Below are 13,944 nucleotides of genomic sequence, written 5' to 3'. Positions count from 1 at the left end.
AGCGGAGTTAAGGTCTGATGTCGATTTTTGTGACCTATGTGGCATAGGGATTCCGTGTGAGTGGTGAATTACATCGTGGTAGTGACACTTGGCTGTATCGCTAGGAGAAGGATTGGACGACTCGATTTGTGAGCCCAGATTTTGATGAGGGGTGAAGCGGGTGAATTTCCTTGTCGGATGTGGATGTGTTGGGGCTGTAAAGCGGTAGAATTTACTGCGATGAACGAATCAGTATCGAAGGGGAAAAAGTCCGCGATGGATATTGCGGAGCTTGTCGGCCGTATGGGTTTCAAAAACGGCATGACTGTCCAAGAGGTTGGCTGGGATGACGATTGTGATAGTCAGATCAGTGAATCCATCGAGGACATCATTGACGATGAGCTGTTGGATGAAGACACAGATGAAATCTGTGACGTAGTGCTCCTGTGGTGGCGCTCCGATGATGGTGACTTGGTAGATGGCCTCGTGGATGCTGTCCGCCCATTGGGTGAGGATGGTCGCGTATGGCTGCTGAGTCCTGGAGCCGGTAAGCAAGGAGCTCTGGAGCCGGGTGTCATTTCAGAGTCAGCGCAGCTGGCTGGAATGGTCCAAACTAAGGCGGAACGCCTAGGGCAATGGCAGGCGGCAATGCTCGTGCCAAGCCGCAGTCTGTAAACCTACAAACAAGCCGTTTAATAATCGCCATGCAGGATAACGAAAATGCGTCCTGTACTGGCGATTTTTCCTCTTTTTGTATTGTGTGTTAATCTTATCCACGTTGTTCAGGACAGCAGGAACCAAGTTCCTAGCTAGAACAATATCTGCGCCTTTAGCTCAGCTGGGAGAGCAGCTGGTTTACACCCAGCAGGTCGGCGGTTCGAGCCCGTCAGGGCGCACAGTTAAAAACCACCTTGCTAGAAATAGCAAGGTGGTTTTTTATGTGAGTAATCCAGTTATTAAAAAGTCCGGTCGAGCTTAGAGCTCGACCGGACTTTCGTATGCCTTAGGTGAACGTTCCACCGCGGCGCTTTTCAAAGTAATTCTTATGGGAATCGCCGTATCGGCTGCGCATTCTCTGGCTGTGGGCCTTTTCGTAATCTTCTTGCGCGGCTTCTGGGCTCTCCTGAGGGTGTTCGGTTACTGGTGATGCAGCTGGCTCGGTGTCATCTGAATCATTCTCACCGTCTTCTCCTGGGCCCGTGGCCACAGGCTGTGTGTTGTTGGCGAGCTCCATCTCTGCTTCTTCTTCCCGCGTACGCTTGCGTTCGCGGATTTCTGAGTACACAAAATAGCCCAAGCCGAGTGGCGCCATAATGCCGAAAGCAATCCACTGGAGGCCATAGGAGAGGTGGTTTCCACGGTCCATCTTGGGCATGGGCATGGCATTGACTACGCCAGTGGAGCTGTCTGTGAGCTGGATGAAGTCTTGCCCCAAATCTAGGCCCGTGATGTCAGAAATCTGGTCAGTATTGATGCCATAGACCTGCTCGTAACCATGGTCGAACATGGGCTCGGTGGCAGGGAAGACTTCGTTGTAGCGCGCGTGGCCGGTGATGGTCACTTCCCCGCGTGGTGGTGCCGGAACATTGGGGACGTCGCCTGGGCTGGTTGGCTCCCAGCCACGGTTGACCAGGAGTAGTTCGCCGCTGTCTAGGCGGAATGGGGTCAGCGATTGGAATACCGGTGTTGATTCCACTGGGCGCATGCGCAGCAGGACCTCTTTGTCTGTAATGAATTCACCGGTGGCGGTGATGCGCATCCACTCCTGGTCATCTTTGATGGCACCGTTGTCATCAAAGATCTCCTCATAAGGGGCGGGGGCAACTTCGAATGCGCGCTCCACGTGCTCGTTGCGGTTCACGAGAGCGTCATCCTTGCCCAACTGCCACGGAGACAGTACCCAAATGGCTAAGTAGGAGAAGGCGATGACCAAGACGGCCGTAAGTATCCAACCTGGGCGTAGGAATGTTTTCCACCCTGAGGTCTGGCGTTGAGATCGCAGCGCAGTTGCCATGTAAGTCTCTGGTTTCCTCACGAAGTAAGCAGCAGGTAAGCGGCTTGGAAAAACTAAGCCAACATAACTAACAGTAGTCTTTAGTCATAGCGCAGCTAAAGAACTACACAAGACTAACGCTCCTTGGGGCTATTTAGTGCCTAGCTGGTGGTTGATCCAATCCAACATCCCGTCCACGGCTGCCTCAATTTGGATGCGGGTGGTGGCGAAGTCCTTTTCGGTGCCATAGTAAGGATCTTTAACCTCGAGATCATCGCCTGCACTGGGGTCGAAGCTGCGGAGCAGCTTGACGCGGTCCTTCTCGTAGCCTTGCCTCATGAGTGCTCTGTAGTGGCCCTGGTCCAGGGCCACGAGGAGATCTGCATCGCGGTGCTCGTCGCCAAGCTGCGTTGCACGGTGCTGGCTGCCGTCGTAACCGGCGCGTGCCAGCTCGTTGACAGCACGGTAATCAGCGCCATCGCCAACGTGCCATCCGCCGGTGCCGCAGGAAGTGATGCGGACTTTGGTGTCCAGGCCGGCATCGGCAACAGCTTTCTTGAGGATGATTTCGCCCATGGGGGAGCGACAAATATTTCCAGTGCAGACAAAAACAATGTGAAGTGGGTTAGTCATAGTAGTCCCTTACAAAAGATTGAGGTGTTTACTGGGTACAGAAATGCTGGGCGACGATCGCACTCAGCTCACGCATGTTATGGGCAAAGTAAGCTGCCTGATCAAACTCTGCTTGGTCACCGTGCCCCCAACCTACTAGCGCGGTGGGGATCCCAAATTTAGCTGCGCCTTCGGTGTCATGGGAGCGGTCACCGATCATGAGAGCTATTTCGCTGGCTGAATCTTCGATCCCGAGGTTCTGTAGAACCCACGCAATGACGTCCGCCTTTGTATCACGATCGATATTGTTAGCACCGCCGATGAAGTCGAAGTAGTGGGCTACACCCAGGTGTTCAAGCATCTGAGCGGCGGTGTCCTCGTTCTTACTGGTGGCCGTGCATAGAGTAAAGCCTTGCTCTTTCCACAGCTTGAGGGATTCCTCCCAGCCGTCAAACAGCCGCGAATTCGACCACCCATCCTCGCTGTAAAACGTTCGGTACAGGCCAAAGACCTCATTGACCTCAGATTCGTTCATACCATAGGAGCGAAGCGTCACCTTCAGCGGCGGACCAGGAAGCTTGCGCAGCACTTCCTCCGAGGGGCGCTGCCATCCGTACTCATCGAGCGCCTTAAACAGGGACTGGCGAATACCTGGGAAAGAGTTAATGATGGTGCCGTCAACGTCAATGAGCAAGACTTTCATGCCCTCTAGTCTGGCAAACAAACCCCCAAATCGCATAGGTGCCGGCCTTGGTTTCTTTCCCGTGGGGCATGCAAGACTACTCCGGCACGTCATGGGCAAGCACCGGGTGAGTAGGGTTCCAGTAGCCTATAAGTAACGCAGCGTTACTTACCGTTACTTACCGTTACTTATAGTCACTTATCGTTACTTAAAACCAAGGATCACAGTATTTATGTCTTCTTACACAGTCGCAGACGTCCGCAAAGTCATGGACACCGCCTACCCGCCACACCTCGCCGAGAGTTGGGATGCGGTGGGTCTCGTGTGTGGTGACCCGTCGGCGAGCGTAAGCAAGGTGGTTCTTGCGCTGGACTGCACCCAGGCAGTGGCAGAGCGAGCTGTGGCTGAGGGGGCTGACATGTTGATAGTGCACCACCCTTTGCTCATGAGGGGCGTTACTTCTGTTGCAGCTGATACCCCTAAGGGAAAGGTCATTCACACGCTCATCACCGGCGGTGTAGCCCTGTTGAGCGCACACACCAACGCTGACTCGGCGCGCCCCGGAGTCAATGACAAGTTGGCAGAGTTGGTGGGGATTCAGGGACCTACGGTGCCCCTAGCTCCCAAGCTCACTGGCCTGGATAAGTGGGGAGTGCAAGTCCCTGCGGAGAGTGCTGCGCAGGTTAAAGAAGCGATCTTTGCCGCCGGTGCGGGCAATGTGGGGGAGTATTCCGAATGTGCGTTTAGCTTTGCTGGTACAGGTGAGTTCACCCCCAGCCACAATGCGAATCCTGCGATTGGTACCGCGGGGAACGCGGAGACGGTGGATGAAATCCGCATTGAGTTCGTGGCGCCAAGTGGAAAACGCAGGGCAATTATGGATGCGCTCAGGCAATCCCATCCGTACGAGGAAGCAGCTTTTGACGTCGTGCGTATGGAATCGACCCAAAAGCTGGAGGAGGCATACGGCTTGGGGCGCGTGGGCAAGCTCCCACAGCCGGTGAGCTTCGGGGACTTTGTTCAGCAGGTAGCAGATGCACTTCCGGAGACCGTCTGGGGAATCCGCGCCGCCGGCGACAAGGACGCAATGGTGGAAAAGATTGCTGTGTCTTCCGGCTCCGGAGATAGCTTCCTCGATGCTGCCACGAAGGCTGGAGTAGACGTATACGTCACCTCAGATCTTCGCCACCATCCAGTGGATGAGCACTTGCGGGCGGGCGGTCCATTCGTGATCGATACTGCTCACTGGGCAAGCGAATACCCGTGGACTGCGCAGTGCCAAGAGATCCTTTCTAAGAATTTAGATGGCCTCGAGGTATCGGTTCTGGACAACCGGACGGATCCGTGGACCATTTCCGCGCACCCTGCTGGAAACTAATTCCTGCCACGGGTGAGGGCAGTGATGGTGGTAGGGTGAATGACCTTGCCACCATTGATAGGACTATCATGGGCGGTCGTGGTTGTTTCGATAGAATGCAACCTTTAAGTCCAAAGAATTTCAGAGAACTCAATGAAGGACATGCACGAATGAAGCTTTCACAAGATCTGCAAAGCGTCCTGCTGGACCTGGCCAATATCGAACGTAACGCCGCATCAGCTACCTCGGCCAAGGTGAGCCCTGAGCAGGAGGAACTGGACAAGCTCCTCGCAGAGCGTGAGCGCATGCACAACGCCGCTGGCTCCGCGCAGCTGGCTGTAGACGACATGGAGCTGGAGATTCTTCGTATCCAAGAGGACGAGCGCAAATTGCGCCGACGTGCCGACGACGACAAGCGCCAGCTAGCCGCCGCCACCGACGAGGAACAGCGCAAGGACCTCACCAAGGACTACTACACGGCAAAGTCACGCATTGGTGATCTTTTGTCTGAGCTCGCAGAGGCTCACAATGAGATCCACGCGCTGCGCCGAAATAATGACATCCATCAGCAGAATCTTAAGGATCTGGACCGCAAGATCGAATCATTGCGCGATCAAGTGGCATCCCTGCCGGAAGACAGGTCCGCTGAAGAGAATGCGGAGCGCGCACAAGCACTGCGGGAACGCATTCCTGCGGATGTGTTGGCGGAATACGACGCGCAGCGTCAGGTTAACGGCGTGGGCGTAGCTCGGTTTAACGGTCGCAGCTGCGACGGCTGTTTCATGGTGCTCCCACCATCCGATATTTCTGCAATCCGCAACGCGCCAGCGGATGAGCTACCTGAATGCCCTGATTGTGGCAGCTTCCTCATCCGCAACTAATCTCACGCAGTTTTCGTCTCCTAGGAATGTTTCCGCAAATACCCCAAAGGTCTAGAAAATCATGAGTGATTCATTCGATCTCTTCTCCGCCTCCGGACAGCCAGCACCAGGTAGCCCAGGCGGTGAAAGCATTGGCAAGGTGATTATCGAGGCCGATGGCGGTTCACGGGGCAATCCCGGCATCGCTGGTTCCGGATCTGTTCTCTACAACGCGGATCGCTCTCAAGTTCTACGCAAAATCAGCTACGTAGTGGGTACCGCCACTAACAATGTGGCTGAATACCATGCCCTATTCAACGGGCTTCGTGCCGCGTATGAGATGGGCGCTCGCGAAGTAGAAGTTTTGATGGACTCCAAGCTTGTGGTGGAGCAGATGTCAGGGCGATGGAAGATTAAGCACCCCGACATGCGTGAACTGGCTGTTAAGTGCCAAGCAATCGCACGCAACTTTGCGTCCATCAGCTACAACTGGGTACCCCGCAAGGAAAACACGGTGGCGGATGGACTTGCTAACACGGCTATGGACGCACTCGCTAAGGGTGCGCCGATAGGCATCCTTGACCTGGGTGATCCCGCTAGCGCGTCGGCCAACTCTTCGGCCTTTGATCCGGAAGCTGACAAAGTTGACAGCCCTAGTGTGGCGCCGTCCCAAGAGGGGGACTCGGACCAACACCAGGCTAGTAGCCCAACCGCGTGGAATGGAGCCACAACCACGCCAACGCGAATCGTGCTTCTGCGCCATGGGCAAACCGAGATGTCTAAGGCCAAGCAGTATTCTGGCAGTTCCAATCCGGACCTCACCGAGTTAGGTGAGCGTCAAGCTCGGGCGGCTGCGAGCCATATCTCCAACACAATGGATGACATTGAGGCCGTCGTGGCATCTCCATTGGGGAGGTGTCAGCAAACCGCGACGTACGTGGCCAATCTCCTAGGCAAGACCGTTGAGACCGATGATGGTCTGAGAGAAATGAGCTTTGGTGACTGGGACGGAATGACCTTCGCCCAAGCTCAAGAAAGCGACCCAGAACTACACTCCAAATGGCTGTTGGATACGAGTGTTGCTACCCCAAACGGTGAATCGCTCGATGCCGCCCACGAGCGCGTGACCAATACTCTCAAGGAGATAATCCGTCGTTATCAAGGCAAGACTGTTTTAGTAGTCAGCCACGTCACACCGATCAAGGCCATCATCCGTGAAGCTGTTGCGGGTCCTGCAGACATTGTTCACCGCCTGCACCTTGACCTGGCGTCAGTTTCCGTCGTCGAGTTCTATGAGGATGGTCCATCGTGCCTGTGTCTCTTTAATGACACATCATTCCTGCAGCCCGTGACAGCGTAGCGCGACGTGCCTTGAGCTTTGCGTGCGCGCCTTGGGGATGCGAGATTTAGCCTCGCGGAATATGCCAATGTTGGTCACCGGTTCGAGTGGGGGTAAAGTGATTGCTTGCGAATGAGCCGCCTGGGTGATCGCGAACAATGCAACGGCACATCTGTGCGCAGGCACTGATTCGAGGAAAGTCCGGACTCCACAGGGCACGGTGGTTGCTAACAGCAACCCGCAGCAATGCGCGGGCAAGTGCAACAGAAAGTAGACCGCCCAGTTAGCTGGGTAAGGGTGAAACGGTGCGGTAAGAGCGCACCAGCATGACCAGGCGACTGGCGTGGCTGGGTAAACCCCACTGGGAGCAAGGCAAGATTCGCGCGCTGGGTAACACCACGCGTGCGTGTGTGGATGCTTGAGGGCTGCCCGCCCGAGTTCACAGGTAGCTGCTTGAGGCCACCAGCAATGGCTGGTCCAGATGGATGGTCACCGCCGCAGTTTTCTGCGGCACAGAATCCGGCTTATAGGGTGACTCATTCGCTCTTTTTCTTTCCCGCCGCAGGTTTTATTACCTGCGGTTTCTGCTATCGCGTGGAAAAACTGGAACAATTGGTGGGCATGAAACTTTATGCAGCCGATCTCAACTTTGACTCCATTGCTGAGGAATTCTCCGTTCGGGTTCCTTTCCCACCTGAGGTTGAAAAGGAAGCGGAGCAGCTCACTGACGCTTACGCTGATTCCCGTGTTGATCGCCGTGATCTGGAAATGGTAACCATTGATCCCGTTGGCTCCATGGACTTGGATCAGGCAGTGCGCATTGAACGGACTGAGACCGGTTACGTGGTCTACTACGCCATCGCGGATGTGGCAGCATTCGTTGGTGGGGATAGTCTTGTGGCTCAAGAATCTCGCAATCGCGGGCAAACAATCTACCTTCCAGACGAGCCTGCGCGCCTGCACCCCGCCCCGCTGAGCGAGGGGGCGGCAAGTTTGCTGCCAGATGTGGACCGCCCGGCGGTTCTGTGGCGCATCTCCCTAGATAGCAGCGGTGAGATTGTAGATGTGAAGTTAGAGCGCGCTCTGGTGCACTCCGTTGCCCGGCTTGACTACGAAACTGCTGAAGCTGACATGGAATCGGGCGCATTGCATCCAGCAATTGAGTTGCTGCCAGAGGTTGGTCAGCTGCGCCAGAAGACAGCGTTGCGCGTAAAGGCAATCAATCTGCGCACACCATCTCAGCGGGTAGGGCGCGATGACGACGGCCACGCGGTTTTGGAGCTCGAACCACGGCTGAAGATGATGGACTACAACTCAGAGATTTCGCTGCTGACGGGTAAGGCAGCGGGACAGATGATGGCAAAGGCAGGTAAGGGAATTCTTCGTACCCTCAAGCCAGCTGAGCAGGAGGACATTGATAGCTTCACTCAGGTAGTGCGTGCGCTGGGGTACGAGGTAGATAACTTCACTGCAGAGAACGTGGGTGCGTTCATCGCTAGCGTGGAGGCGGTAGATCCTAAAGGACAGGCAGTCATGCGCGAAGCACAAAAACTGCTGCGTGGTTCCGGCTACGAGTCACTTTCCGCTCCAGCAACTGAAGACCAAGTACATGCAGGTGTGGGTGGGCATTACTCCCACGTCACCGCACCGCTGCGCCGTTTGGTTGACCGGTACGCTACCGAGTACTGTCTGCATCTTGCCAATGGCAGTGATCTGCCTGCTTGGGTTACTGAGCAGACGGATGAGGTAATCGAAGCCATGAAGCGTACCGGCAGTATTGCAGGCAACGTGGATCGAGCTGCTCTAGATCTTACTGAGGCAGTGGTGCTTGAGCCGTGGATCGGTACAAACTATGAGGCGTACGTTCTGGAGACCAACCAAAAGCGGGAAACCGCGCGACTGTTCATTGAGCACCCTCCAGTGTTCGCAAACTGTGTAGGTGCGCCACCAGCGGGCACCATCACAACGGTGACGTTGATCAAGGCAGACCCTGAGGCACGTGAAGTAGAGTTCGCGTGGCCGGCTGACTAGGTACCCAATAGTGATGAAGGGGCGCAGTTGAGAAACTGCACCCTTTTGGCTTTGCGCGTTAGCTTTCCAGTGGTTCGGACTGCCACTGTTTCTTTTTGTCTTCGGATTTCTTGTGGTTGCGCATTGCTAACACTCCGGCTACTACACCCACAAGGATAGGGATCCACACATTCGTGTAGTCCATGATGAACACTAGCCACCCTGGTGGATCGGGCAGGTTCCAATCTGGCCACCGCGGAGTGGGAAGCGCAATGTCTGGGAAGCGGGGTACAGGTAGAGCTATGTGTGGGAGCTCAATGTCTGGCAGGTCCCAGTCCGGCAAGAATGACAACAACCAATCCAAAATCCTGCCAAAGAAGCCTCCAAAGAGAACCACGAACAAGGCCCAGCCACCTTTACCCAAACCAGCCGCGGACGTGAAGAAAAACCGTTTAACTTGGCTTGACTCGAGAGCTTTGAGGTAGGCCTCGCCACGGGAACCGGCGGGCGGATCGAACTCAATGACTTCATTTCCTCGGCGGAATGAGACTGAGATGACCTCGCCGAAGATGTTGCGCTGAAAGCTGACGGATGGCTTGTCCTTTGGGGGCGGAGCGATCATGCTTTCGAGCTCGCCTAACTTGTCCTTTGGGCGAGCTGCCAGCGGGACGCGGGTGGTGGGGACATCAGCAAGCCGGCGTAGAATTCGCCCATCATGGCTGATCTGGGTGCGCAACGGTGGGTTTTTGATTCGGGCCGTCAAGCGGTGCTTGACTGAATCCCCAACCTCAACGGGCACGTATTCTTTTGGATCGCCTGGCCACTGGGGGTCAGCCTCGTGGAAATCGGCATCATAGCCAAACTGTACTTTGAGATGGCCAAGTTTTGGATGGTGAAGATCCCAGCTTTCAAGCGACATCATTCACCTTTTCAGCCGTTGCCTTGTTACCCAGACGCGCACCTATAGCTGAACCGAGCCAGGCGAGTAGAACCACGGGGATGATGTATACCCATGCACCATCCGGGTAATACAGTATGAAGGAAATGAAGTAGAACAGGCCACCTAAACAGATGAAGGACCAGCTCAACCGAAATTGGAAACCGTCGGCAATGCCAAGAACCAACGGTCCGAGGAAAAGGCAGGCAAAAGATATGTGCACTGCTGCTTGGGGTGCTAGGAAGCCGGGGATTGCGGGAACTAAAACAATGACCACGGCAAGTAGCGCTAGAGTCCAGCCTTGGCGGAAGGTGCGCGATTGCTCCGGTGCGGTGTCATCTTCGGTCACAACAATAGGCGGCTCGTTCATGGTGTATACACTACCACCCTGTTGAAATAGAGATTCAACAGGGTGGGAGGTGTTTGTGAGCTGTGGGCCTAGTTCGCTGGTTCGCCTGGTAGGAGCTCAATCACGCTGAGTCCGTCGGCAGCTAAGTCGTGCGTGAAGTTCGTTGCATGAGCAGACTCGACGATCGCAACGACCGCCGTGGATGCACCGGACTCGCTCGAGCGAGCGCTCAAAGCGCCGCGGCTCAGACACAGCTGAGCGAGGGCCCGCTCAGCGTCACTGACGACGCCAAGCTCGGAGTCCATGTGTTGCTGAGACCTGTTCAAGATCGGGAAGATATCCCCGTGGCGACGGGAACGAATAGCCTGGGAGGTGGACACCGCATCAGCGGTCTCTGCTTCAAGGAAGTTCATCCACATCGATGCCTCTGTAATTTCTGGGACCCCCTCTGGTCCGTTGACCTCGTGGATGGCAGCAAGCCAATCAACAACGCGTGTAGGCGCCTCAGGAAGCAGGCGCAAGGAGGAAGCCGCGAAGGCATGGCCTGCGTCTTCAATAAACTTATGGCGCTCCTTGATGAGCTCACCGTAGCTTTCTTGTGCACCTGCAGTGATGAGGAGTGCGGACGTCCTCGTGCTTGGCCCTACCGGATGAGACGCTTGAGTGATGGACCCATCGGAGTAATCGACAACGTTAAGTGCGTTTGCGTGGCCGCGCAGGGCAGCAGTGTAACGCGCGCGCACGCTCGGGTAATCCGCAAAGTGTTGCGATGCTTGGTAGCAGACGTCGGCGAGCTTGGCGCGCACAGGAGCGACGTTCAGATCATCGATGCCGTGCCCAACGGCCAGTGCAACGGAGACGTCGAGTGCAACGTCGCCGCCAAGACCGGATTTCTCTGGGATAGTGGACGAGATTGCGATGGAGAAGCCTGCGGTATCGCGCGATAGCATTTGCCGGTGCATCATAGTTTGCACCAACCCGCCCAAGTGTTCGGCCACGGTGAAGGAAGTCTTCTCCTTATCCTCACTGAAGGTCGCTACCTTATCCAAGGTGGTTTTGTCCGAGATGCGATCAAATTCACCGGTACGGTGATCGAATGTCTCCATCTCCACCACGACAGCTCGATCATTACGTGGGCTGATTGCTGCAACAGTGCGAAGGTCAGTCAAACTGAGCAAAACCACGCCGCCGTAAGGATCGGTGTGCTCGCCAATGAGTGACCACGACCCCGGTGCGGCGGCGGTAGCCACCGGATCCTCACCAAAGGCTGCGCTGTGAAGATCACAGGCACGCTGGACTAGATCAGATGCGCTATGGATTTCATCAGTCATGCAATTCGCTCCAATACGACAATCGGTGGGGTGAGGGGAGAACAACACCGCAATACTACCGAATAACAGTGAACAGTAAATTCCAGCGGTAGCGGCGCCCCTTAAACATCCTTGCCTGTAACTCTCGATGGCGTAAAAGCCCATTTCGTTACTGAGGTGCACCGCACGGCACGATATAACCCTCTACAATTGGCACCACGACAACACTTCCCATCGAGCTGCTCGTTTGTACACACTGAACGGGTAAACCGCAAGGAGATAACCAATGGCTAATAATGATGACAAGTGGTACTTCAACCAGGAAACCGGACAGGTAGAGCAGGGCAAGGTTTCTAGCTTCGCTCACCGTATGGGGCCGTACGACACCCAGGAAGAAGCGGCCAACGCCCTCAAAATTGCGGAGGCTCGCAATGAAGCCGCAGATGCCTACGATGAGGAAGATGATGACTGGGGTCAGGAAGACTAATCCCGCATAAGCCCATAGCTGCCTAGGCTTGTGAGTAGAGCACACTTGGTCCTTCAACCTATGCAGTTGTGTGCTCTCATCAAGCTTTGAGAGGGATGAGCAGCATGATGTACTGCTCATCCCTCAATTGTGTCCTGTGGGGTTGCGCTGTTACTCGGTGGCGGTTTTCTCGAGCGAATCGGCGGTGTCCTCCACGCTGGATACCTGATCAAGTTCCTCCACGGCTGCGAGTTTTTCGCGTTCGATCCTTGCCTGCTCCTTTGCTCGGCGCTTTTCTTCCTTACGCGCTAGTTTTTGCAGTTTCTTCGCGGCCTCGGCTTCTTTTTCTGCTAGCTTCTTAGCCTTCCGACGAGCCTTTGCAGCCTCCTTGGCCTTGCGCTTGCTGTTCTCAGCTATCTTCTCCTGCAGCTTCTTGTAGGCCTTTTTAATTGCCTTGAAGGCATCGCGGTAGTCCTGTAAGTAGTCCAACGAGAGCTGGTTCTCCTGTTGGAAGAGGACGCCGTAGCCGAAAGTGTCCTCGCCGCGGCGGTGTGCCTTTCGTGCGAGCTCAAGGAGCTTGTCACGAGAAGTGACGGCGTCTTGGAAATCCCCTAACACCTCTTGCATGTTTTTGCAGGCGGAGTACAGCTTGCCCGTGTCCAGATCAGTGGCGTCGCCCACGGCTTCTGCAGCGTAACGCAGTTTCTTAGCTGCTTTGCGCATTGAGTGGAAGCGGTCCTCACGCTCATGAAGAGAGAGGTTCTCATCACCCCAGCTGGTAACCGCATATTCGTGTCTGCGGACCAATCGCTGGTACGCCTTGTCCAAGTGATCGCCCAGAATAGTCTCAGCAGTAGTTTTGCCGCTTTCTGGTTGAATGCTGGCAGGGGCCGGCGTGGAAGCGTTAGGTTCGCTGCTTGCAGGTGCCAGGGGCGGGTTGCTCAAAATTTCATCTAGGTTGTCCAGGAGCTGGAAGTACCGTGGATTGTTAAGTATCTTGACCACGCGCGAATGCTCGAAGCGGTATTTCTTGGTCATGTCCTCGCGCAGGTGCTGCTTGGCATCTTCGTCGAGAGCACCAGTCTTTTCATTATCAAGCAGCTTTAGAAAACGATCTGCAACTACTTCAGCGTCACGCGCCCGTCCCAAGATTCCGGCAAGTACCTTGAGATCGGCTTCAACCTTGGCGTACTCATCGCCGGTGAGAATGCCTTCAAAAGTTTGCATGTGGCTGCGAAGTTCTCGGGTTGCAACGCGCATCTGGTGGATGGAATCCCATTCGTCGCGGCGGACCTTCGGGTCAAATTCGATGAGCTTGTCGCGGTTGCGCTTCAGCGCAGACAGGACGGCGTAAGCAGGGGAGTCTTCATCAAGTTCGGCCATTGTAAACGTGGCGGGTGCGTTGTTGATGGAGTCACCCAATGCCATCACAAGTTTTGATGGAGAATCGGAGGTGTGGGCGCCTTGTTTGATAAGGAGTGACGAGGCTGAGGCGATGATCGTGCCTGCGATCCCGTGGTCCTGAGCAGCCCTAGTTGCTTCGATTTCCCACTCACGCCATGACTGCTCTTTTCCTCCCGGCAAGTAGGACCACGTTGAGACGTGGTCATCGCAGAATTCCGCGACGATCACACCATTCTTATCCGCCATCAGGGTTTCATGACGCTCATTGTCCACGCGGGCGATGGGCTTTAGCTCCTTGCCGCGGACAATGGAAGCGACATTGGTAAGAAGATCTGGTGGAACTATGCCCTCGTCACCGTCAGTTAAATCATGGTGGAGTTCCAAGCGGCCATCGCGTGCAGGAAGCTTGATATGCCAGCCTTCATCCTTTCCACCTACCCGGCGGCGCAGGGTGATCTTGGAACGAGTAAGACGCAGATCTTCGGTGTCGTAGTACACAGCAGACAGCTGGAATATGTTTGACTCAGCTACTTCGTGGACATGGTCAATAGCGGTGAAGTCCGGTACAGACAAGGACTCATCTGTCAGCGCAAACTTAGCTTCAACTTCCAACTGCTGTGAGATACTCATACCTTGTTTTTAGCAG

13 protein-coding genes, 1 tRNA gene and 1 other RNA gene are annotated in these 13,944 nt (G+C 55.2%); 8 read left to right on the top strand and 7 right to left on the bottom strand.

Going from position 1 to position 13,944, the window contains the following annotated elements:
* Positions 1-255: 255 nt before the first annotated feature.
* Both ACXM2N_RS08370 and ACXM2N_RS08365 read left to right on the top strand, forming a co-directional pair.
* The gene (locus ACXM2N_RS08370; RefSeq protein ID WP_458491090.1) at positions 256-654 is read left to right on the top strand and encodes a DUF3052 domain-containing protein; all 399 of its coding nucleotides are present in this window, start codon (positions 256-258) and stop codon (positions 652-654) included.
* A 148-nt stretch (positions 655-802) separates the two neighbouring features.
* Positions 803-875 (top strand) — tRNA-Val (locus tag ACXM2N_RS08365).
* 107 nt (positions 876-982) lie between these two features.
* On the opposite strand, the gene ACXM2N_RS08360 is transcribed toward ACXM2N_RS08365, so the two are convergent.
* From ACXM2N_RS08360 to ACXM2N_RS08350, 3 genes are all read right to left on the bottom strand, one after another.
* Positions 983-1,993, bottom strand: a complete 1,011-nt coding sequence (locus ACXM2N_RS08360) for an SURF1 family cytochrome oxidase biogenesis protein (protein ID WP_458487733.1) — start codon at positions 1,991-1,993, stop codon at positions 983-985.
* Positions 1,994-2,122: 129 nt separating this feature from the next.
* Entirely contained in the window at positions 2,123-2,605 is a 483-nt protein-coding gene (locus tag ACXM2N_RS08355) for a low molecular weight protein-tyrosine-phosphatase (protein ID WP_458487731.1), read from the bottom strand.
* A 28-nt stretch (positions 2,606-2,633) separates the two neighbouring features.
* Positions 2,634-3,287 (bottom strand): HAD hydrolase-like protein, encoded by a 654-nt coding sequence (locus ACXM2N_RS08350; protein WP_458487729.1) that lies wholly within the window; start codon positions 3,285-3,287, stop codon positions 2,634-2,636.
* 211 nt (positions 3,288-3,498) lie between these two features.
* Between ACXM2N_RS08350 and ACXM2N_RS08345 the strand changes: the two genes are divergently transcribed.
* From ACXM2N_RS08345 to ACXM2N_RS08325, 5 genes are all read left to right on the top strand, one after another.
* Positions 3,499-4,644 carry a Nif3-like dinuclear metal center hexameric protein gene (locus ACXM2N_RS08345; RefSeq protein ID WP_458487727.1) on the top strand — a complete coding sequence of 382 codons (1,146 nt, stop codon included), beginning with the start codon at positions 3,499-3,501 and terminating at the stop codon, positions 4,642-4,644.
* A 149-nt stretch (positions 4,645-4,793) separates the two neighbouring features.
* On the top strand, positions 4,794-5,504 hold the full coding sequence (locus tag ACXM2N_RS08340) for a zinc ribbon domain-containing protein (protein ID WP_458487725.1): 711 nt from the start codon (positions 4,794-4,796) through the stop codon (positions 5,502-5,504).
* Between the two features lie 61 nt (positions 5,505-5,565).
* Positions 5,566-6,843 (top strand): bifunctional RNase H/acid phosphatase, encoded by a 1,278-nt coding sequence (locus tag ACXM2N_RS08335; protein WP_458487723.1) that lies wholly within the window; start codon positions 5,566-5,568, stop codon positions 6,841-6,843.
* A gap of 112 nt (positions 6,844-6,955) precedes the next feature.
* Positions 6,956-7,365, top strand: an RNA gene (gene rnpB, locus ACXM2N_RS08330) — RNase P RNA component class A.
* Between the two features lie 78 nt (positions 7,366-7,443).
* Positions 7,444-8,853 carry an RNB domain-containing ribonuclease gene (locus ACXM2N_RS08325; RefSeq protein WP_458487721.1) on the top strand — a complete coding sequence of 470 codons (1,410 nt, stop codon included), beginning with the start codon at positions 7,444-7,446 and terminating at the stop codon, positions 8,851-8,853.
* Between the two features lie 58 nt (positions 8,854-8,911).
* On the opposite strand, the gene ACXM2N_RS08320 is transcribed toward ACXM2N_RS08325, so the two are convergent.
* The 3 genes from ACXM2N_RS08320 to ACXM2N_RS08310 all read right to left on the bottom strand — a co-directional run bounded on the left by ACXM2N_RS08320 (position 8,912) and on the right by ACXM2N_RS08310 (position 11,449).
* Positions 8,912-9,754, bottom strand: coding sequence for a hypothetical protein (locus tag ACXM2N_RS08320; protein ID WP_458487719.1), 843 nt, complete (start codon positions 9,752-9,754; stop codon positions 8,912-8,914).
* The gene (locus ACXM2N_RS08315) at positions 9,741-10,139 is read right to left on the bottom strand and encodes a hypothetical protein (RefSeq protein ID WP_458487717.1); all 399 of its coding nucleotides are present in this window, start codon (positions 10,137-10,139) and stop codon (positions 9,741-9,743) included. Before ACXM2N_RS08315 ends, ACXM2N_RS08320 begins: the two co-directional genes overlap by 14 nt.
* 68 nt (positions 10,140-10,207) lie before the next feature.
* Positions 10,208-11,449, bottom strand: a complete 1,242-nt coding sequence (locus tag ACXM2N_RS08310; protein WP_458487715.1) for a galactokinase family protein — start codon at positions 11,447-11,449, stop codon at positions 10,208-10,210.
* 265 nt (positions 11,450-11,714) lie between these two features.
* Here ACXM2N_RS08310 and ACXM2N_RS08305 point away from each other — a divergent pair, with 265 nt between their 5' ends.
* On the top strand, positions 11,715-11,915 hold the full coding sequence (locus tag ACXM2N_RS08305) for a hypothetical protein (RefSeq protein WP_458487713.1): 201 nt from the start codon (positions 11,715-11,717) through the stop codon (positions 11,913-11,915).
* 150 nt (positions 11,916-12,065) lie between these two features.
* Here ACXM2N_RS08305 and ACXM2N_RS08300 read toward each other — a convergent pair whose 3' ends face one another.
* Positions 12,066-13,928: a CYTH and CHAD domain-containing protein gene (locus ACXM2N_RS08300; protein ID WP_458487711.1), complete on the bottom strand. Its 1,863-nt coding sequence runs from the start codon at positions 13,926-13,928 to the stop codon at positions 12,066-12,068.
* Between the last annotated feature and the right edge of the window lie 16 nt (positions 13,929-13,944).

The sequence above is a fragment of the Corynebacterium sp. ZY180755 genome, from assembly GCF_054331495.1.
The sequence above is the reverse complement of the archived record's forward strand: the minus strand, read 5'-3'. Positions and strand labels throughout refer to the sequence as shown.